Raw genomic sequence first — 20,057 nt, 5'->3', positions numbered from 1 at the left:
TACACGTATCAACGGCCTGCGGGTGCGGGCCGTTGCACGTTCGGACTTTAACGACCCAGGCGCAGCAGCATCGCGCTACCTGCGTCAAGCGCCACTTCCAACACACCATCGGTAAGCTCCACGCGCTCGCGCTGCTCCACACCAAGTGGCACGCCATCGGTGCTACCGTCGAAAGTCTGGCCACCGAAGCGGATCTGATCCCGCGTCTCGATCGTTGCCGCGGTCAAGCGCTTGACCTCGCCCCGGGTGTAGCCGGGCATCTCCAGCCGCACCCGGCCGAAGGCCTGCCTGTCCTTGTTGATCAGCGCGATGGTGATTCGCCCGGTCTGGCGATCCCGGGTAGCCCAGGCCTTGACGTTGTCGTCGCTGGCCACCGAAACGGGCAGTAATTCCGCCTGGCGAGCAGTCGCTTCGGCGAAGAACAGCAAAGCATAATATTGCGGCAGTACGCGGCGCAGGCTGTACTCGGTACTGAAAGCGTCCTCTGCAGGCGGAGCAGCGCGGGCAGCGGAGACCTTGTATTGCTGCGCGGGGATCGCGACATGAAACAGCCCCTGAGGGTCCCAGCCACCTTCCGCAGCCCACAGATTGCTCTGCACATTTACCGCCGACACGCCAGCATAGGCCTGTTCGAACAGTGCATCGGCAAGCCACAGTGCCGCTGCGAAGGTGTCGCTCGCTGCTGCATCCTCACCACATATGGCCGTATCCACTTCAATCAGACGATAAGGTTTGGCCGCCCGGCGGGCCACTTGCAGATAAGGGTGTAGCTGCTCCACGGCTCGCGTGCTCATGGCCGGCTGTAGCAAGTGAGCCGGCTCACAGGCGGCCTCCGTTCCCGATACGGGGTACTGGCTGACCTCGCCGATTACGTCGAAGGCGCTCATAAGCATGTGCTCGACCTGCGCTGGCTCGGCGAATTCGCCTTGCGCTGATTCGCTACCAGGCGCCGTCGATGGCGCGGTAGTCACCAGGCTCGAGCCGGCTACTTCTTGCAGTTGTTCGGCATACAACTGGTATTCAGCGAAATATTCCGCGAAGTCGTAGTCCGTTTGGCGGTGGCCCTGCTCGACGAACAGATCAGGCCTGGACCCCAGCTCGAACGCGTGTATCGCCTGGGCGGGCAGATTCTGCGTGTACGTTTGGGCCTGCATGCGTGCCAGGCCGGGCACGCCCTGCTTCATGTCCAGCCCGAGAATGTACTGCACGCCTTCGCCAATGCCGCTCATCTCCTGATGAAGACTAGCCAGTGCCGTGGTCAGGGAACGGTCGGGAACGCTCGCGTCACCCGTTCCGTCACGCGCGATGCGCAGGCTCAGCGGCCCGGCGCTGTCACGCATGAGGTTGGCCAGCAGCTGCCGATAGACCGGGTTCGCGCCGATCGACGGATCGCCCATCAGCAATTGCGCCTGCGCCGCGGAATGCGACAACCCCAGAAAGCCGCCAGGCAGGGTCGGCCCGCTTGCCTGAGGGTCGATAGCGACCTTGGCCAGGATCGGTCCTTCATCGACGGTGACCGTGACTTCGCGAGTCGCTGTCTGCCCGGCCCCGGCCACCGCTGTCAGGCGGTAAGTGGTGGTGCGTATCGGCGACACACTGGTCTCCGACCAGCCAGCCGGCGCTGGAAGGCCGCCTAGCGACACCTCCCGGGCATCATTGACGTGCCATTTCAGAGTTGCGCTCTGGCCTGCAGTGATGGTGGCTGGCTCAGCGACAAAGCTGCGAATGATCTCCGGTTCCGGCTGATTACCGCCGGTGGCGCAGCCGAGCAGACCCAGACATAGCAATGCGCAGCCCACCCAGCGAATGATGGCTCCGGCTGATCCGATGTCGCCGGATGTTGACGCGTCCCGACGCGGTCTGGCGATCATGCGATGCATGTCCTCTCCCGTGTGCTGGCAATTAGGTGGTTTTTGACACCCATCAAGCCTAGCTGACTATTCCGGTTTGCCCACCCCAGACGCCTCGCCGCCCCGCCACGCTCGCGGCGATTTGCCAGCAGCCTTCTCGCCCCCGACCAACGACCTTGACCGAAACGAAACCGCAAACTAATCCTCAATGAGACTTACCTCCCGGTCAGTCTCATAAAAACAACACAATCGGAGAACGCCCATGCGCCACCATCCCTCTCCGTCGGCGCCCGCCGACCCGTCCCGTTTCGCTCCATCTCCCGCCTTCAGAGCGGCTTTGCTGACACTGGGCATGACCCTTTCGGCCAGCCTTCTCGCCGCGCCGACAATAGAAGGCCCGATACCCGGCAGCCCACCCGGAGACCCGGCATCAAGCGATCTTGCCGAGACCTATCCGTTCTTTGCGACCTATGACGACCTGGCCAAGCGTCGCTATGTGGAAGAAGAGTTTTACCTGTCCGGTGAGGCAGATGCTTACGCCACCGACGGCACCCTGCTGGCCGAAGACGTGCCATACCGCACCCGCATTCTTGTTCGCCGGCCGATCTCCGAGGCTCGTTCTAACGGAGTGGTGCTGATGGAGTGGCAGAATGTCACCGCCGGCTACGATCTGGATGCGCTGTGGCATGGCGAGCAGATCATGCGCGATGGCTACACATGGATCGGTGTATCGGCACAGCGGGTTGGCGTGAACCAGTTGCGTGAGTGGAGTCCGACCCGCTACGGCGAGCTCGACGTGACTGCGGATGGTGAATGGATGACTGACCAGCTCTCCTACGAAATCTTCGCCCAGGCAGCCGAAGCCGTGCGCGGTCCCGAAGGGGCCGACCCGATGGGCGGATTGTCCGTCGACAAGATCATCGCCATGGGCGGCTCTCAGTCTGCCGGCCGGATGACGGTCTATTACGATCGCATTTTGCCTCAGATCGAGAATCCGGTATTCGATGGCTACGAGTTCATCGTTGGCACCGCGCCGACGCGAGAAGGTGACGAACCGGTGTTTCACATCCTTTCGGAGACCGACGTGCGCACACCGCTTGGCCGCCGTCCCGACAGCCCGGTCTATCGACGCTGGGAAGTTGCTGGTACAGCCCACTCAGGCTACCAGGGCCAGGAGTATCGTCGACCGCTGTCCGAGCGCGACCTGGCCGGCGGTGCGCCGCAGTACAACTGCGCGTTGGAACCGTTCAGCCGCGTGCCGTTACACCACGTGATTGCCGCCGCACATGAGCACATGATCGACTGGATCGACGGTGAATTGCCGCCCTCCGCGCCGTATCTGGAGTTCGATGGCAACGTCAAGGCACGTGACGAACTGGGTCTGGCTCAAGGCGGTATTCAGCTTTCGCAGGTGACCGCGCCTACCGCGATCAATACGGGCAGCAATGCGGGTGAATCGTTCTGCTTCCTGTTCGGTAGCTACGAGCCACTCGACGATCAGGCTCTGGCCGAGCTGTACCGCAACCATGGCCGCTACGTCACCGCTGTGGCCCGGACGGATTCGGAAAACGTACGCGCCGGCTACCTGCTACGGGATGATGCGCGCGACAATCTGCGTGCCGCAGCCCAATCGGACGTAGGCAAGAAGCGTCGCTAGGGCGATCCAGGCTGACTCGGGCACGGACGCTCGATCAGTTTCCGCACCGACAGGCTGGACCAGCGCTGCCCTGCGACTGCTATAGTGGCAATAGGCTTTCGGTTCAGAGTGGGCGCATCGGCTACACTGCAGGCAAGCGCACTCAAAACCACTGGATCTGTCGAGTTACTGAATGATCGACTACAGCAAGAAACGTTTTCTCGTCGTCGACGACTTCTCCGACTTTCGCTCGTCCGTCACCGGCATGCTGCGACAGTTGGCGGTGCAGAACGTCGACACCGCCGCCAACGGCGACGAAGCCCTGGCACAGTGCCGGCGCAACACCTATGACATCATCCTGCATGACTACAACCTGGGCGAAGGCAAGAATGGCCAACAGGTTCTCGAAGAGCTGCATCACGCCAAACTGCTGAGCCCGCACTGCATTTTTGTCATGGTCACCGCAGAGAGTAGCCAGGCAATGGTCATGGCGGCGCTGGAAACCGAACCAGACGCCTATCTCACCAAGCCGTTCACTCGTGCCAGCCTGCAACAGCGCCTGGACAAGCTGGTGGAGCGGAAAAACGCGCTCAAGCCGATACTCGACGCACAGGCCAGGTCCGATTATCGCAGTGTCGCCCGCGCCAGCGCCGAGATCATGGCGAGCCATCCGCGCTATGCGCCGCAGTGCCAGCGCTATCTAGCCGATGCATTACGCGAACTTGGTCAACATGCCGAGTTGGAAAGCCTGCTCAGCAAGCTGGTCGATGATCGTCCGATGCCCTGGGCTCTGGTAGCGCTTGCCGGTCATTATCGGAGCACGGGGCAGTTGGACAAGGCGCGTGCCCTGTATGAGCGAGGCATCGAACTGTTCCCGATGCTGCCGGCACTGTACGACGGCCTGGCCGCAGTAGCCGCAGCGGAAGGGGACACGCACCAGGCGCAGCAGTACATCGAGCAGGGCGTGAAGATCTCCCCGAACACGCTGCGTCGTCAGGCCGAGCTGGGCAAGCTCGCTCAGCAGAACCAGGACCATGACCGCGCGGTCCGCGCGTTTCGCCAAGCCGTGGATCTGGGCCGCAACTCTGCATTCCGAGACCCGGAAAACCACCTGAATCTCGCCGCCAGCCTGACCGACCAGGCCGGCGAGGGCAGCCTCAATCCCCGCGCACTGGTGGAAATCAGACAGACGCTCGGTGAGCTGGACAAGACCTGGCGGGACGATCCGGCACTAGGGGTCCGTTCGAACCTGATGCAGGCGCGCACCCTGACCAAGGCCGGCAAAGCCGACGACGCCAAGCGGATGGCCGAGCAGGCAGCTGAACGCATGAGCGAGATGAGCACCTTCTTTCCGTCCGACGTAGCCCTGGCCGTGGCCAGCCAGCTGCGCGATCTGGGCCAGGCCGAGCGGGCGGATGAAGTACTCGCGACCTGTGCGGAGATGTACGGCGACGACCCGAAGGTAATGGAAGGCATCGCCGGGCAGACCGACGACACCGCGATTCTCAACGCGGGCGCGGACGCTCAGAAGCACAACCGCGAGGGCATCCGCCATTACCAGCAGAAGCAGTTTCCCGAGGCCCTGGAATCATTCCGCAAGGCGCTGGCCAGCCAGCCGCGGAACATCAGCTTCGCTCTGAACACCGCGCAATCGTTGCTCCGGCTGCTTGCCGCCGAGCGTGACCCGGGATTGAAGGCAGAATGTATGCGCTGCCTGGATCAGGTACGCAGCATGCCCAGCAGCGACCATCGTTACGAGCGCTACCAGAAGCTGCAGCGCTCTGTGGAGTCGCTATGAGCGAGGAAGAAGGCCCGGCGCTGGACTTCTCGACGGTCATCGCCTCGACCGTACATGACATGAAAAACTCGCTCGCTCTTCTGATGCAGGCGTACAGCGCCTCACTGGCAGCGTTGCCACCCGAGATGAACGACACGCGCGAACACGGCATCATCGAGTACGAGTCACTGCGTCTGAACGGCATGCTGGTACAGATGCTCGGGCTGTATAAACTCGGGGTCAACCAGCTTCCCCTGCGGCCTACCTGGCTGGACGTGGAGGATTTTCTCGAATCGCAGCTGGCGCGTCACGACGACATTCTTCGCGCACGCCATATCGAAGGCAGCTATGAAGTCGAGGTCGACGGCATGATGGGGTACTTCGACCCCGAGCTGGTCGGCTCCGTGGTGGCGAATGTGATCAACAACTCGATTCGCTACGCGCGCTCGGCGATTCATCTGGAGGCGCTCATGGACGGCGAGCAGCTGTGCATCGCCATCAGCGACGACGGACAGGGTTATCCGCCGCAGATGATCGAGAAGCAGTCCGAGTACGTGCTGGGTATCGACATGAGTACCGGAAGCACCGGGCTGGGACTGTACTTCGGCGAGCGCATCGCACGCCTGCATCAGCGTAATGGCGCCGAAGGACACATCGAACTGACCAACGAAAGTCGCCTGGGTGGCGGCGAGTTCCGCATCTGGCTGCCCTGAGTCGACCCTCCCTGCGCTTATGACGCGTCAACACGGACGCTGTTATCCGTTTGCAGCGTCGGGCCAGGCGGCTAGCCTCCTCTGTTCGCAAGAACAAGACCGAGCCGTAACCGGAGACATGCCATGTTCGATCGTCACTACCAGGTCTGGCCCGACCAGGTACCGCATTTTCTCGAATTGCCCCAGACAAGTCTGTACAGCAACCTGACCATCTCCGCCCTGCGCTACCCCGACCATCCCGCCATCATCTACTACGGCACCTCGCTGTCGTACCGTGAACTGGAGCGCCAGGCCGAAGCACTGGCCGGCTACATGCAGCAGGCCGGCGTGAAGCGCGGGGATCGCGTGCTGCTGTACATGCAGAACAGTCCGCAATTCGTTATTGGCTTTTACGCCATCCTGCGCGCAAACGCGGTGGTGATACCGGTCAACCCGATGAACCGCAAGGCGGAACTGGAATACCTGCTTCAAGACACCGAAGCGAGCTTCGCCCTGTGCGGACTTGAGCTGCTGGACAATTTTTCCGGACTGATCGGCCAGGGCTCGCTGAAGCAAGTCGTGGCCAGCGCCTACTCCGAATATGTTTCCGAGCCGACCAGTCTCGAACTCCCCGACGCCGTGCGCCTGCCCAGCGACATCCCCGCCGGGAATGGGGTCACCGCCTGGCAAGCCGCGCTGGCTGAAGCCCATGCGCCCGGCCCGTTGACCACCGGCCCTGACGATCTCTGCGTGATCCCCTACAGCTCGGGCACAACCGGCAATCCCAAGGGATGCGTGCATACCCACCACAGTGTCATGGCCACCACGGTGTACTGTTCGGCCTGGGGCAATGCGCAGCATTCCAGCCGCCAGCTGGTCTCGGTGCCGATGTTTCACGTCACCGGCATGCAGGTCTGTATGAACAGCTCGATCTACATCGGCGGCACGCAGGTGGTGATGACCCGCTGGGATCGCAAGACCGCGGCACAGCTGATCCAGGACTTCCAGATCACCAGCTGGCGCAACATCTCGACCATGGTCGTTGATCTGTTGTCCGAGCCGACCATCGACCAGTACGACCTGTCCAGCCTGCAGGCGATTGGCGGCGGCGGCGCACCGATGCCGGCCGCCGTGGCGGCGAAGCTCGAAGGCAAGATGGGCCTGAAGTACTCGGAGGGCTATGGTCTGTCCGAAACCATCAGTGCCACCCACATGAATCCGCCGAACGCACCCAAGCCGCAATGCCTGGGCATTCCGATCATCGGCGTTGACGCGCGCGTGGTGGATATCGAGACGCTGAAGGAAGTCGGGCCCGGCGAGACCGGCGAGATCATCCTGCATGGCGAACAGGTCTTCCAGGGCTACTGGCGCCGCGACGAAGCCACGGCGGAAGCCTTCATGGAACTCGACGGCAAGCGCTTCTTTCGCTCGGGAGATATCGGGCACTACGACGAGGAGGGCTATTTCTACCTGGTCGACCGGGTCAAGCGAATGATCAATGCGTCCGGCTTCAAGGTCTGGCCGGCAGAAGTCGAATCGCTGCTCTACGGTCACCCGGCGGTGCAGGAGGTATGCATCATTTCAGCACCGGACGAGCGTCGCGGCGAGACAGCCAAGGCGGTGATCGTGCTCGAGGCCGGAAGCAAGGACGTCAGCGCCGACGACATCCTCTCCTGGTGCCAGGCGAACATGTCGGCCTACAAGTGTCCGAAGCTGATTGAATTCGTCGACGCCCTGCCAAAATCGCCCACCGGCAAAATCATGTGGCGGGCGCTGCAGGAAGAGGAGTGGGCCAAGGCCGAGCAGCCCTGACGAGACTCCGCCGTCGTGCCCAGGTGCGCTTCGTCCTTGGGCACGGTTTTGGTAGGAGCGGGCATGACCGCGATGAAGACTGCACGGTCCCGCTATTCGCGCTGAGCTGGCCGCAATAGGCTGTCGGTCTGGCTCAGCTATCGCGCCCAGGTGCGCTCCCACGGGGTAACACGAGAGTGCTCCCGCAGGGACGCGCCGTCAGCTCAATCAGCGATATGCACCAGCTGCTTGCCGAAGTTCTTGCCCTTGAGCATCCCTTTGAATGCCTCAGGGGCGTTCTCCAGACCCTCGGCAACTGTCTCGCGATACTTCAGCTTGCCCGAAGCGACCTGGTCGGCCAGCAGCTTGGTGATTTCCTGATGCTTGTCCTGCCATTCGGTGACCAGGAAGAACCGATGCTCCGGTTTGTTCTCGCCCATGGCGCCAAACACGTGGAACGGAGTTTCGACCTTGCTGGCGTCTTCAGCGTTGTAGGCTGAAACGTAGCCGCAGATTGGCACGCGTGAGCCCTTGTTCAACAGCTTGGCAACCGCACGGGTCACTTCGCCGCCGACGTTCTCGAAGTATACGTCGATGCCGTCCGGGCAGGCGGCCTTGAGATCCGCTTCCAGATTGCCGGCCTTGTAATCGACGCAGGCATCGAAGCCCAGCTCCTCGACCACGAAACGGCACTTTTCTTCGCCACCGGCCACGCCTACAACACGACAGCCTTGCTGCTTGGCGGTCTGGCCGACAACGGTACCCACCGGACCCGACGCCGCCGAGACCACGACGGTTTCGCCAGCCTTGGGCTTGCCGACATACATCAGCCCGCAATATCCGGTACGGCCCGGCATGCCAGCCACACCCAGGTACGCCTGCAGCGGAACGCTACCAGCGTCGACCTTGTAGACCATCGGCGCATCGCCCGGGAAGCTGCAGTACTCCTGCCAGCCCGAGTAGCAGGTGACGATATCGCCCACCTGATACTTGTCCGACTTGGACTCAATCACGCGGGCCACACTTTCGCCAACGATCGGCTCACCGATGCCGATGGGATCCATGTAGCCCTTGCTGTCGTTCATACGTGGACGCATGTAGGGGTCCAGCGACAGCCACAACGTCTGGACCAGCACCTCGCCGTCCCTGATGTCACGTACCGGCTCTTCCTTCAGGAGCAGATCGCCCTCCTGGATTTCGCCCTGCGGGCGTTGGTTGAGTACGATCTTGCGGTTGGTATGGGCAGACATGTTTCCCTCGCGATTGGTTGGTAGACAGGACGGGGATCACCCCGACTGTTTCGATGGTAAACCAGGGCGTCGACTAATCCAGACCTGACCCGGGACTATTCACGGGCCTGATCATCAGGCAGCAGGCCGAGCGAAACACCGGCTGCAATCAGCCAGCCCACTCCTGCTGCAGGTGCTGGTCCTTGAGACGCACATAATTGCCGGCGGTGTAGGTGAAGAAGGATAGCTCTTTCTCGGACAGCGGACGGACCTGTCGGGCGGGACTGCCCATGTACAGATGGCCCGACTCCAGCGTCTTGTTGGCCGGTACCAGGCTCCCGGCGCCGAGGATGACATCGTCCTCGATGACCGCACCATCCATGACGATACTGCCCATGCCGACGAGGATGCGGCTGCCAAGTGTGCAACCGTGCAACAAAACCTTGTGGCCGATAGTCACATCATCACCAATGAGCAACGGATAACCGTCCGGGTTGTAAGGTCCGGCATGGGTTATGTGGAGAACGCTGCCGTCCTGCACGCTGGTCCGATTGCCGATGCGGATGCGATGCATGTCGCCACGGATCACCGCCGCCGGCCATACAGAACAATCATCGCCCAGCACCACGTCGCCCAGCACCACGGCCGATGGGTCGACGAACACGGCGCGGCCCAGCTGCGGCGTTTTGTCAGCGAAGGATCGTATATGCATGCGTCACCTCATTTAGCGAAACTCTGAGCTCGATTGAATAAAACCAGTAGCCGTGCCAAACACGCCCGTATTCAATAAGATGGCACGTGAAACCAGTCACTACGAATCAGGATACCGTACACCATGTCGAACCCGCTGCTGCAAGACTATGACCTGCCGCCGTTCAGCGCGATTCGCGCCGAGCACGTCAAGCCGGCCATCGAGCAGATCCTGGCGGACAATCGCGCGCAGATTCATGCGCTGCTCGCCACGTCGCCGACCGAGTGGACCTGGGAAGATCTGATGGAGCCGCTCGACGAGACCGGAGAGCGGCTATCGCGCGCCTGGTCCCCGGTAGGCCACATGAACTCTGTGGTAAACACGCCCGAATTGCGCGATGCATACAACAGTTGCCTGCCGCTGCTGAGCGAATTTTTCACCGAACTGGGTCAGAATCAGGCGTTGTTCGAAGCCTACACGCAGCTGTCCGAAAGCGATCGTTTTGCCCAGCTCGACGCCACCCAGCAGATGATCATCAACAAGGCGCTGCGCGACTTCCGCCTGTCCGGCATCGCACTGCCGCCGGCCCAGCAGAAGCGCTACGGCGAACTGCAGATGCGCCTGTCGGAGCTGCAGAGCAAGTTTTCCAACCAGGTGATGGATGCTACCCAGGCCTGGACCAAGCATGTCACCGACCAAAACGTGCTGACTGGCCTACCTGAATCGGCACTCGATCAGGCGCGTCAGGCCGCCGAAGCCAAGGGCCTGGAAGGCTGTTTGATCACGCTGGAATTCCCCAGCTATTACGCCGTGATGACCTACGCAGACGATCGCGCTTTGCGAGAGGAGCTGTACACGGCCTATTCGACCCGCGCCTCGGATCAGGGTCCGAACGCCGGCGAGTTCGACAACGGCCCGCTGATCGACGAGATCCTCGCGCTACGTCTTGAGCTGTCCGAGCTGCTCGGATATGCCAATTACGCCGAGTTGTCGCTCGCCACCAAGATGGCGGAAAGCACCAACCAGGTATTGGGCTTCCTGCGCGACCTCGCCTCGCGCAGCAAACCTTTCGCCGAAGCCGACCTCCAGGCGCTGCGCGAGTACGCCGCCGAGCACGGCTGCGAAGACCTGCAGACCTGGGATGTCGGCTACTACAGCGAGAAGCTGCGCCAGCATCGCTACGCGATTTCTCAGGAAGCGCTGCGCCCGTATTTCCCGGTCAACCGCGTATTGGATGGCATGTTCACGGTTGCGGAGCGGCTGTACGGTGTGCAGATGCGCGAGATCAACGAGTTCGATCGCTGGCATCCTGACGCCCGACTGTTCGAAGTCATCGAAGACGACCAGGTGATTGGACGGTTCTTCCTTGATCTGTATGCGCGCAGCAACAAGCGCGGCGGGGCCTGGATGGACGGATTCCGCGATCGCCGCCGCCTGGCCGGTGGTGCGGTGCAGACGCCGGTCGCCTACTTGGTGTGCAATTTCACGCCGGCCGTGGGCGGCAAGCCGGCGCTGCTCACCCACGACGAAGTGACCACGATGTTCCATGAGTTCGGTCACGGCTTGCATCACCTGCTGACCCGCGTCGACTATTCCGCTGCGTCAGGCATCAACGGCGTTGCCTGGGACGCAGTCGAGCTGCCCAGCCAGTTCATGGAAAACTGGTGCTGGGAGCCCGAAGGGCTGGCGCTGATCTCCGGCCATTTCGAAACCGGCGAGCCGCTGCCGCAGGATTTGCTCGAGAAGATGCTGGCGGCGAAGAATTTCCAGTCCGGACTCGGCATGCTGCGTCAGCTGGAGTTCTCCCTGTTCGACTTCGAGCTGCACGCCCAGGGCCGCTCCGGGCGTAGCGTGCAACAGGTGCTCGACGCGGTTCGCGACGAGGTATCGGTCATTCGCCCCCCGGTGTTCAACCGCTTCCAGAACGGCTTCGCGCATATCTTCGCCGGTGGTTATGCGGCAGGTTATTACAGCTACAAATGGGCCGAAGTGCTGTCGTCAGACGCCTTTTCGCGGTTCGAGGAAGAGGGCGTGCTGAATCCGGAAACCGGACGTGCGTTCCGCGAACATATCCTTGGCAAGGGCGGCAGCCGCGAGCCCATGGAGCTGTTCGTCGCTTTCCGCGGACGCGAGCCGTCGATCGACGCGCTGTTGCGCCATAGCGGCCTGACCGGGGAAGCGGCATGAGCGAGGACGTGATCGTCAAGCGCTTCATCGCCGGCGCGGTCTGCCCGGCATGCAGCGCGATGGACACCATCAAGATGTACGAAGTCGAGGGCGTGCCGCATCGCGAGTGCATCGCCTGCGGCTTCGCCGATACGCTGGACGTCCGCGGCAATTCCGTACCGAGGGAAATCCCCACGCGCGTCACGACAGCCAAGCCGGCCCAGCCGTCGACATCGCAGACGGTGCAGTTTTTTCCCAATCCCAAGCTGAAAAAGCCCTGACCGCCTGGCGCGGCGCTACACTCCGCCGCGCCAGCGGATCCCTACCCCAAGCGTCTCGGACATGCACGGCCACTGCTGCCACAGCTCGCGGCGCATGGCCGGGTCGATACGTGCCTGGTAGTCCCGAAACAATGGTGAACTGAACAGGCTGTCCGGCACCAGCCCGCGCACGGCCTGGTCCACGGCTGCATCCAGTTCGTTGGCAAACGGCTCACCGAGTAGATGATGCACGATCAGGTTGGCCCGGGTGATGTCCATGGGAATCAGCTGTTCCCCGCCGTTCACCACATAGCGATCATTCACTTCCTCGACCAGGCGATGGGCGAGATAGGCCTCGTCAAGCAGCGCCAGCATGCCCTGGTGATCTTCCGGCAATACCGGCGGATGCAGAAAGAACGCTTCAGCCACCTTCAGCACCGGCATCAGCTGGGTGCGCAGCGTTGCCGTCTCGGCGACGGATTCGGCCGCTTCGAGGACATCCGGTACGTGCTCGATGTAGCAGCGGATGAAATTGAAAAGTGTCTCGACGCCATCGCGTTCGACGACGATCGACTGGTGCAGCTCTGGCAGGCGCTGGTCGAGCCAGCTTCGCAGAGCAGTTTCGTTTTGCTCATGTTCTTGAGCCAGGCGCACACGATCGCGTAGGCCGGTGATATTCATGCTTGCTCCCGGACGGGGCGGTGGGATTGGATAATCGGATCGGATTGAAGCTAGCAGAGGGGTTCATATCCGTCAAAGTGACTCAGCGACGAGTCACAACCAGCCAATTGGCTTCACATCGCCAGCAAAACACCCTCTCCGCAGCCGTCTCAGGCTGCTCGCCGCGCCCCGAAAAGGTCTTGACAGCGGTCAAAAATAACCCAACAGAAGCATTGCCAAGCGGCCTCGCAGGTCTATACTCGGAACAGTCTGGAGTGCTTGGGGGTTGCTGTGCGCGGAAGATGGCCGGAAAGGCCGACCCTACCCGCTCAGCCGTACGTGACCAACCCGGTTACGCCTGCTTGCCCCCGCTTCGGAAGCGATAACAACAATAAAAGGGGACCGGGAATGTTGCGACAAGCAAGCGCCTGGCCGGCAGGACTGTCTTTGCTTTGGCTAAGCAGCTCCGCCTGTGCCGATTGGACCGTGAACATGCGCAGGGGGATGACCGAGGTCAGCCACTCCGTATTCGACTTACACATGACCATCTTCTGGATATGCGTCGCCATCGGAGTACTGGTGTTCGGCGTGATGTTCTGGTCGATCGTCATGCATCGCAAATCCCGCGGCGCCGTGCCCGCCAAGTTCCATGAAAACCTCTCGGTCGAGATTGCCTGGACCGTCATACCTCTGGTCATCCTGGTTGGGATGGCCATCCCCGCGACCCGCACGCTGATCGAAATCTACGACGCCGAAGAAGCCGATGTAGACATCATGATCACCGGCTACCAATGGCGCTGGCAGTATCGCTACCTGGGCGAGGACATCAGCTTCTTCAGCACCATGTCCACCCCGCGAGACGCCATCGGCAACACCATGCAGAAAGGTGAAAACTACCTGCTTGAGGTTGATGAGCCGATGGTCATTCCGGCTGGTCAGAAAGTCCGCTTCCTGATCACTGCCTCGGACGTGATCCACTCCTGGTGGGTGCCGGATCTGGCGGTCAAGAAAGACGCCATCCCCGGCTTCATCAACGAAGCCTGGACCCGTGTCGATGAGCCTGGGATCTACCGTGGCCAGTGCACCGAGCTATGCGGCCGTGACCACGCCTTCATGCCTGTGGTGGTCGAGGTCAAGAGCGAGGAAGACTACGCCACCTGGCTGGCCGAGAAGAAGGAACTGGCCGCTCGCGAAGCCGAGCTGCGCGACAAGGAATGGACCCTGGAAGAGCTGGTCGAGCGTGGCGAAGGCGTCTATTCCAACGCCTGCGCATCCTGTCACCAGCCTGGCGGCGAAGGCATTCCACCGATGTTCCCGGCGCTCAAGGGCAGCGACATAGCCACCACCAACATTCCCGCGCACATCGACATCGTGGTCAACGGCAAGCCCGGCACCGCCATGGCCGCCTATGGCAAGCAACTCTCGGAAGTCGACATCGCCGCGGTCATCACCTACGAACGCAACGCCTGGGGTAACGATACCGGCGAGATGGTGACGCCGCTGGAAATCCTCGAATTCAAAGAAGGCCAATAGGAGACCTGTCATGAGTGCAGTGATCGATCATCACGCCGACCATGCGCATGGTCCGGCAAAAGGCTTGATGCGTTGGGTACTGACCACCAACCACAAGGACATCGGCAGCATGTACCTGTGGTTCAGCTTCGCCATGTTCCTGATGGGCGGAACCATGGCCATGGTCATCCGCGCCGAGCTGTTCCAACCCGGTCTGCAATTGGTAGCGCCGGAATTCTTCAACCAGATGACCACCATGCACGGTCTGATCATGGTGTTCGGCGCGGTCATGCCGGCGTTCGTCGGCCTGGCCAACTGGATGATCCCGATGATGATCGGGGCGCCGGACATGGCGTTGCCGCGGATGAACAACTTCAGCTTCTGGCTGTTGCCTGCGGCTTTCGGCCTGCTGGCGTCGACGCTGCTGATGGAAGGCGGCGGCCCGAACTTCGGCTGGACCTTCTACGCGCCGCTGTCGACCACCTATGCGCCACCCAGCGTTACCTTCTTCATCTTCGCCATTCACCTGGCCGGCATCAGCTCGATCATGGGCGCGATCAACATCGTCGCGACCATCCTCAACCTGCGCGCGCCGGGCATGACTCTGATGAAGATGCCGCTGTTCGTCTGGACCTGGCTGATCACCGCGTTTCTGCTGGTGGCGGTGATGCCGGTACTGGCGGGCGTGGTGACCATGATGCTGATGGACATCCACTTCGGTACCAGTTTCTTCAACGCTGCTGGCGGCGGTGATCCGGTAATGTTCCAGCACGTATTCTGGTTCTTCGGTCATCCCGAGGTGTACATCATGATCCTGCCGGCGTTCGGCGCGGTGAGCATGATCATCCCGGCTTTCGCCCGCAAGCCGCTGTTCGGCTACACCTCGATGGTCTACGCCACTGCGGCGATTGCATTCCTGTCGTTCGTGGTTTGGGCGCACCACATGTTCACCGTCGGCATCCCGCTGACCGGCGAGCTGTTCTTCATGTACGCCACCATGCTGATCGCCGTACCCACCGGCGTGAAGGTGTTCAACTGGGTGAGCACCATGTGGCGCGGGTCGCTGACCTTCGAGGCGCCGATGCTGTTCTCGATCGCCTTCGTGATCCTGTTCACCATCGGCGGCTTCTCTGGCCTGATGCTGGCGATCGCTCCGGCAGACTTCCAGTACCACGATACCTACTTCGTGGTGGCGCACTTCCACTACGTGCTGGTACCTGGAGCAATCTTCGGCATCTTCGCCTCGGCCTACTACTGGCTACCCAAGTGGACCGGCCACATGTACGACGAAATCCTCGCCAAGACGCATTTCTGGATGAGCTTCGTCGGCATGAACCTGGCCTTTTTCCCCATGCACTTCATCGGGCTGGCCGGCATGCCGCGACGGATTCCGGACTACAACATGATGTTCGCCAACTTCAACATGGTGTCATCGATCGGCGCGTTCATGTTCGGCGCCACGCAGTTGCTGTTCCTCTACATCGTGATCAAGTGCATCCGCGGCGGACCGAAAGCTGCAGCCAAGCCGTGGGATGGCGCCGAAGGCCTGGAATGGACGGTTCCTTCGCCGGCGCCGTATCACACCTTCACCACACCGCCTGAAGTGAAGTAGGAGGCGCGCCATGAGCGAAGGCCTGGGCAACAAGCGGCTGGTAAGCAAGTTACTGTTGCTGGTGGTCGGCATGTTCGGCTTCGGCTTTCTGCTGGTGCCGATCTACGATGTGATGTGCCAGGCCTTCGGCATCAATGGCAAGACCGACAAGGCCGCCTACGTCGGCGAGGCGGCCGCGGTCGATACCTCCCGGACCTTGCGCGTGCAGTTTGTCGCGACCAATGCAGAAGGCATGCAGTGGAGCTTTGGTCCGGTGGCCGAAGAGCTATCGCTACACCCCGGCGAAACCCGGGAAATTCTCTTCGTGGCGCATAACCCCACGGACAAACCGATGGTGGCTCAGGCGATTCCCAGTGTGGCTCCATCCAAGGCCGCAGCCTACTTCCACAAGACCGAATGCTTCTGCTTCACCCAGCAGGTACTGCAGCCGGGCGAGCGCATCGAAATGCCGGTGCGCTTCATCGTCGATCCCGAACTGCCCGGGGAGATTCGCCGGCTGACACTGTCCTACACATTATTCGATGTGACCGAGCGCATGGCAGGCAGCCTGGACCTGGCTGCCGCGCCCATCAACTGAACCAGGCTGCCTGATAAGGAGAACAACACAATGGCGAGTCACGATACGCAACACGAGGTGTATTACGTACCGGCGCAAAGCAAGTGGCCTATCGTCGGCTCCATCGGCCTGTTGGTCACCGTGCTCGGTGCCGGCACGCTGATGAACAATCTGAGCAGCGGCGGCGAAGCCGGTGCTGCCCGCTGGGTTTTGATGGCTGGACTGGCGATCATTGCCTACATGTTCTTCGGTTGGTTCAGCAACGTCATCAGTGAAAGCCGACAAGGGCTGTATAGCGCGCAGATGGATCGCTCGTTCCGAATGGGCATGGGCTGGTTCATCTTTTCGGAAGTCATGTTCTTCGCCGCCTTCTTCGGCGCGCTGTTTTACATCCGGGTGCTAGTCGGTCCGTGGCTGGCCGGCGAAGGCGAACGCGGCTATTCAAACATGTTGTGGCCGGGCTTCGAATTCAGCTGGCCGCTGCTGCAGAACCCCGACCCGGCGACATTCCCCGGGCCGCGCGAAACCATCAGCCCCTGGCAGCTGCCCCTGATCAACACCATCATCCTGATCAGCTCCAGCGTCACCGTCACCCTGGCGCACCATGCGCTGCGTGCCGGCAAGCGCGCGGCGCTGCGCAACTGGCTGTTATTGACCGTGGTGTTGGCGGTGATCTTCCTGACGTTGCAGATCATGGAATACGTCCACGCCTACAATGACCTGGGGCTGACGCTCAACTCGGGTATCTACGGCGCAACCTTCTTCATGCTCACCGGCTTCCATGGCGCCCACGTGTTCATGGGCACCCTGATCCTGACGGTGATACTGCTGCGGGTAATCAAGGGGCACTTCACGCCCGACAATCACTTCGGTTTCGAGGCGGCGGCCTGGTATTGGCACTTCGTCGACGTGGTCTGGGTCGGACTGTTCATCTTCGTTTACGTGGTCTAAGCGAACGCCCTGGCTGCTCAATCGTGCAGCCAGGGCGTGTTCCACCCTAGCTGGCCGGACCAGAAGCCATAGACGATCAGGGCTACCACCAGCACCGTGAGAATGATCCTGACACTCAGTGCATTGACCAGCCGGCCGCTGTTGTCGGTATCCTTCATCAGGAAGAACAGGCCGCTGAAGAGACTGATCGCCAGCGCCGCCAACAACAGCAATATGGTTACCTTGAGCCACATGATCGACGATTCCTTGTTCGTAGAAAGTCCTCGCAGTATAGCGCTACCCTCCCGCCCGGGGTGCGCGCAATGATCCGGCGGTTCGCGCCCGGCTGGCCGATGTGGGTTTTCGTTGGTGCCTTCCTCCCACTGCTCGTGGTGCTGGGTTTCTGGCAGCTCGAGCGCGCCGAGGAAAAGCGCGAAATGCAGGCGCGCATAGACCAAGGACGCGCCCAGACGCCCAGCAGCCTGACTGAACTTGCCACTGGCGAGGACGTTGCCTGGCGGAGGATTCGGCTGAAGGGTCAATTCGATGTCGAACATGCCTGGATACTGGATAACCGCACCCGTAGCGGTCGCGCCGGAGTCGAGGTACTGCAGCCTTTCTACGATGAACTGTCCGGGCAATGGGTGATCGTCAACCGCGGCTGGTTGCCGTGGCGCGATCGCAGTCAGCGGCCGATCGTGGAGACGCCCGAGGAAACGGTGACTCTGACAGTAGAGGCGTTGCCCGAGCCCGGACGCGGCTTCGAATTACCCGACGGGGCCGACCGACCGGGCTGGCCCAAGCTGATCGTGCGCGTCGATCCCTCGCGCCTGTACGAGCAACTCGACCTGGATGGCCCGGGCTGGATCGCAAGAGTCACCGATGGCGGCCCCGGCGCCCTGCGCCTGGAGTGGCCCGGCTTGCCAATGACCTCCGCCAAGCATATTGGCTATGCGGTTCAATGGTTCGCGCTGGCCGCCGCCCTGCTCGTTCTGTTCATCTGGGCCGGCTTGCGGCCCGACTCGGAAGGAACCATCCCACATGGAAAATCATAACCCCTCCGATACCACACCACCGCGCCGTGGACAGCTCAAGCTGCTTGCCGTATTCGCGGTAGTCATCGGCCCGATCTTCGTCGCCTGGCTGATGGCCCGCTCCGGCTACGGCGTGCCGGAAAGCCATACCAACAAGTCCGACCTCGTCGAATCGGCAATATCGGTGCAGACCTGGGGCGCCGGCGTCGAACCCCTGGGCTATGGCGCACCCTGGCGGCTTACCGTGACCACCCCCGGTGATTGCGAAGAGGCCTGCCTTGCCCTGGTTCACGAGGCTCGACAGATCAACGTGGCGCTGGGGCGCGAGGCGGGACGCGTGGAGCACGTTCTGCTGCAGGCTCACCCGGCATCGCCAGCGCTGCGCGAACGGCTCGACAGCGAGTTTCCTCGCCTCACCGTGCTGCCGCTCAACGAGGCCGCGTATCGTGACAGCCTCGACAGCCAGCCGCAGGCATGGCGTCAGCAACCGCAGTTGTGGGTGATCGACCCGCTGGGGCGTGTCGTCCTGCGGCGCAATCCGGAGCGGCCCGCCCGGCAGATTCTCGACGACCTGAAACACCTCCTCAAAGTCTCGAAGATAGGGTAATCACATGCACAAACCGGGATATCGATTCGCATTGCTGGGACTGCTGCTGGGCTTTGTGGTGGTGGTACTCGGTGCGTACACACGCCTTACTCACGCTGGCCTGGGATGCCCGGACTGGCCAGGCTGTTACGGCTTTCTCAGCGTACCGCGCGGCGATTCTGCGTTGCAGGCGGCGCAAATGCGCTTTCCCGATAGTCCTGTGGAATCGTTCAAGGCCTGGGCTGAAATGATCCATCGATACGCAGCCGGCACCCTGGGCCTGGTAATTCTCGGCCTGGCGCTGTTCAGCCTGCGTCACCGTCGCGAGGACGGCTACCCGGTAGGCCTGAGCTTCGGGTTGCTGGTTCTGGTGATCTGTCAGGCGGCGTTCGGCATGTGGACGGTCACGCTCAAGCTCTGGCCGCAGGTCGTCACCGCTCACCTGCTTGGTGGCTTCGCCACGCTAAGCCTGCTGCTGCTGATGTGCTTGCGGCTACATGGCGGAATGCACCCTCTCGGCGGAGCCGGCCGTGCTTCCCTGCGCAGGATTGCCCGCGTCGCGCTGGCGGTGGTCATCCTGCAGGTCGCGCTGGGCGGCTGGACCAGCAGTAATTATGCAGCGCTGGCCTGTACCGATCTGCCAACCTGTCACGGAGAGTGGTGGCCGGACATGAACTTCGCGGCCGGCTTCGATGTCTTCCACGAGATTGGACCCAACTACCTCGGCGGCATTCTTGACGGGGCGGGCCGGACAGCCATCCATTTCGCCCATCGGGTCGGCGCGCTGATCACCACCTTGACGGTGCTGTTTCTGGCCAGGCGTCTGCTACGCGCCGGCCTGCCGAGCCTCGCCGGGTTGGTCGCGCTGGCGCTGATGGTGCAGGTCGCCCTGGGCGTTACCAATGTGCTGGCGCATCTGCCGCTGGCGGTGGCGGTGGCGCACAACGCTGGCGGTGCCTGCCTGCTGCTGGTGATGGTCGCGGTGAACTACAGGCTTCGCTCGCCCGGCAAGGCGGCAATCTTCGCCAGACCGCACCCGGGCAGCGCGCTGGCCAGTCACTGACGGCTGGCGCAT

The 20,057-nt window shown here is 61.9% G+C and carries 18 protein-coding genes; 13 read left to right on the top strand and 5 right to left on the bottom strand.

All coding sequences use genetic code 11. From position 1 onward, the window contains the following. Positions 1 to 47: 47 nt before the first annotated feature. On the bottom strand, positions 48 to 1,880 hold the full coding sequence (locus BLT85_RS15260; protein WP_093396584.1) for a glycosyl hydrolase family 79 C-terminal domain-containing protein: 1,833 nt from the start codon (positions 1,878 to 1,880) through the stop codon (positions 48 to 50). Between the two features lie 232 nt (positions 1,881 to 2,112). On the opposite strand from BLT85_RS15260, the gene BLT85_RS15255 reads away from it, so the two are divergent. The 4 genes from BLT85_RS15255 (at position 2,113) to BLT85_RS15240 (ending at position 7,767) form a co-directional block, all read left to right on the top strand. Further along, positions 2,113 to 3,507, top strand: coding sequence for an alpha/beta hydrolase domain-containing protein (locus BLT85_RS15255; protein ID WP_197673853.1), 1,395 nt, complete (start codon positions 2,113 to 2,115; stop codon positions 3,505 to 3,507). Between the two features lie 172 nt (positions 3,508 to 3,679). Beyond that, positions 3,680 to 5,284: a tetratricopeptide repeat-containing response regulator gene (locus BLT85_RS15250; protein ID WP_093396583.1), complete on the top strand. Its 1,605-nt coding sequence runs from the start codon at positions 3,680 to 3,682 to the stop codon at positions 5,282 to 5,284. Then, positions 5,281 to 5,976 carry a sensor histidine kinase gene (locus BLT85_RS15245; protein WP_093396582.1) on the top strand — a complete coding sequence of 232 codons (696 nt, stop codon included), beginning with the start codon at positions 5,281 to 5,283 and terminating at the stop codon, positions 5,974 to 5,976. Before BLT85_RS15250 ends, BLT85_RS15245 begins: the two co-directional genes overlap by 4 nt. A 123-nt stretch (positions 5,977 to 6,099) precedes the next feature. Further along, a complete protein-coding gene (locus BLT85_RS15240) occupies positions 6,100 to 7,767 on the top strand; it encodes a long-chain fatty acid--CoA ligase (protein WP_093396581.1) in 1,668 nt (555 codons plus the stop codon). 203 nt (positions 7,768 to 7,970) lie between these two features. Here the strand turns inward: BLT85_RS15240 and BLT85_RS15235 are convergent, their stop codons facing one another. After that, positions 7,971 to 8,996, bottom strand: a complete 1,026-nt coding sequence (locus tag BLT85_RS15235; RefSeq protein WP_093396580.1) for an NADP-dependent oxidoreductase — start codon at positions 8,994 to 8,996, stop codon at positions 7,971 to 7,973. Between the two features lie 148 nt (positions 8,997 to 9,144). After that, positions 9,145 to 9,687 carry a gamma carbonic anhydrase family protein gene (locus BLT85_RS15230; RefSeq protein WP_093396579.1) on the bottom strand — a complete coding sequence of 181 codons (543 nt, stop codon included), beginning with the start codon at positions 9,685 to 9,687 and terminating at the stop codon, positions 9,145 to 9,147. A gap of 123 nt (positions 9,688 to 9,810) precedes the next feature. Between BLT85_RS15230 and prlC the strand changes: the two genes are divergently transcribed. Continuing rightward, on the top strand, positions 9,811 to 11,853 hold the full coding sequence (gene prlC, locus BLT85_RS15225) for an oligopeptidase A (protein WP_093396578.1): 2,043 nt from the start codon (positions 9,811 to 9,813) through the stop codon (positions 11,851 to 11,853). Continuing rightward, on the top strand, positions 11,850 to 12,113 hold the full coding sequence (locus tag BLT85_RS15220) for a YheV family putative zinc ribbon protein (RefSeq protein ID WP_093396577.1): 264 nt from the start codon (positions 11,850 to 11,852) through the stop codon (positions 12,111 to 12,113). The genes prlC and BLT85_RS15220 overlap by 4 nt, the downstream gene beginning before the upstream one ends. A 15-nt stretch (positions 12,114 to 12,128) precedes the next feature. Here the strand turns inward: BLT85_RS15220 and BLT85_RS15215 are convergent, their stop codons facing one another. Then, on the bottom strand, positions 12,129 to 12,773 hold the full coding sequence (locus tag BLT85_RS15215; RefSeq protein ID WP_093396576.1) for a hypothetical protein: 645 nt from the start codon (positions 12,771 to 12,773) through the stop codon (positions 12,129 to 12,131). 387 nt (positions 12,774 to 13,160) lie between these two features. Here BLT85_RS15215 and coxB point away from each other — a divergent pair, with 387 nt between their 5' ends. From coxB to BLT85_RS15195, 4 genes are read left to right on the top strand one after another with little or no spacing between them, the layout of a single operon-like run. After that, a complete protein-coding gene (coxB, locus tag BLT85_RS15210) occupies positions 13,161 to 14,285 on the top strand; it encodes a cytochrome c oxidase subunit II (protein ID WP_093396575.1) in 1,125 nt (374 codons plus the stop codon). A 10-nt stretch (positions 14,286 to 14,295) separates the two neighbouring features. After that, positions 14,296 to 15,876 carry a cytochrome c oxidase subunit I gene (gene ctaD / locus BLT85_RS15205; protein ID WP_093396574.1) on the top strand — a complete coding sequence of 527 codons (1,581 nt, stop codon included), beginning with the start codon at positions 14,296 to 14,298 and terminating at the stop codon, positions 15,874 to 15,876. A 10-nt stretch (positions 15,877 to 15,886) separates the two neighbouring features. After that, positions 15,887 to 16,453 carry a cytochrome c oxidase assembly protein gene (locus BLT85_RS15200; protein WP_093396573.1) on the top strand — a complete coding sequence of 189 codons (567 nt, stop codon included), beginning with the start codon at positions 15,887 to 15,889 and terminating at the stop codon, positions 16,451 to 16,453. Between the two features lie 30 nt (positions 16,454 to 16,483). Next, positions 16,484 to 17,383, top strand: coding sequence for a cytochrome c oxidase subunit 3 (locus BLT85_RS15195; RefSeq protein ID WP_093396572.1), 900 nt, complete (start codon positions 16,484 to 16,486; stop codon positions 17,381 to 17,383). Positions 17,384 to 17,400: 17 nt separating this feature from the next. Here BLT85_RS15195 and BLT85_RS15190 read toward each other — a convergent pair whose 3' ends face one another. After that, on the bottom strand, positions 17,401 to 17,616 hold the full coding sequence (locus tag BLT85_RS15190) for a twin transmembrane helix small protein (RefSeq protein WP_093396571.1): 216 nt from the start codon (positions 17,614 to 17,616) through the stop codon (positions 17,401 to 17,403). Between the two features lie 69 nt (positions 17,617 to 17,685). Between BLT85_RS15190 and BLT85_RS15185 the strand changes: the two genes are divergently transcribed. The 3 genes from BLT85_RS15185 to BLT85_RS15175 are packed head-to-tail and all read left to right on the top strand — an operon-like array spanning position 17,686 to position 20,045. Continuing rightward, complete coding sequence (locus BLT85_RS15185; RefSeq protein ID WP_093396568.1) at positions 17,686 to 18,417, top strand: SURF1 family protein; 732 nt, start codon at positions 17,686 to 17,688, stop codon at positions 18,415 to 18,417. After that, positions 18,404 to 19,003, top strand: a complete 600-nt coding sequence (locus BLT85_RS15180; protein WP_093396565.1) for a hypothetical protein — start codon at positions 18,404 to 18,406, stop codon at positions 19,001 to 19,003. Before BLT85_RS15185 ends, BLT85_RS15180 begins: the two co-directional genes overlap by 14 nt. A gap of 4 nt (positions 19,004 to 19,007) precedes the next feature. After that, the gene (locus BLT85_RS15175; protein ID WP_093396562.1) at positions 19,008 to 20,045 is read left to right on the top strand and encodes a COX15/CtaA family protein; all 1,038 of its coding nucleotides are present in this window, start codon (positions 19,008 to 19,010) and stop codon (positions 20,043 to 20,045) included. The last annotated feature ends 12 nt before the right edge of the window (positions 20,046 to 20,057 follow it).

Source organism: Halopseudomonas xinjiangensis (assembly GCF_900104945.1).
GTDB classification, from domain to species: domain Bacteria; phylum Pseudomonadota; class Gammaproteobacteria; order Pseudomonadales; family Pseudomonadaceae; genus Halopseudomonas; species Halopseudomonas xinjiangensis.
Note: the sequence above shows the minus strand (reverse complement) of the source record. Positions and strands in the feature narration are given on the sequence as shown.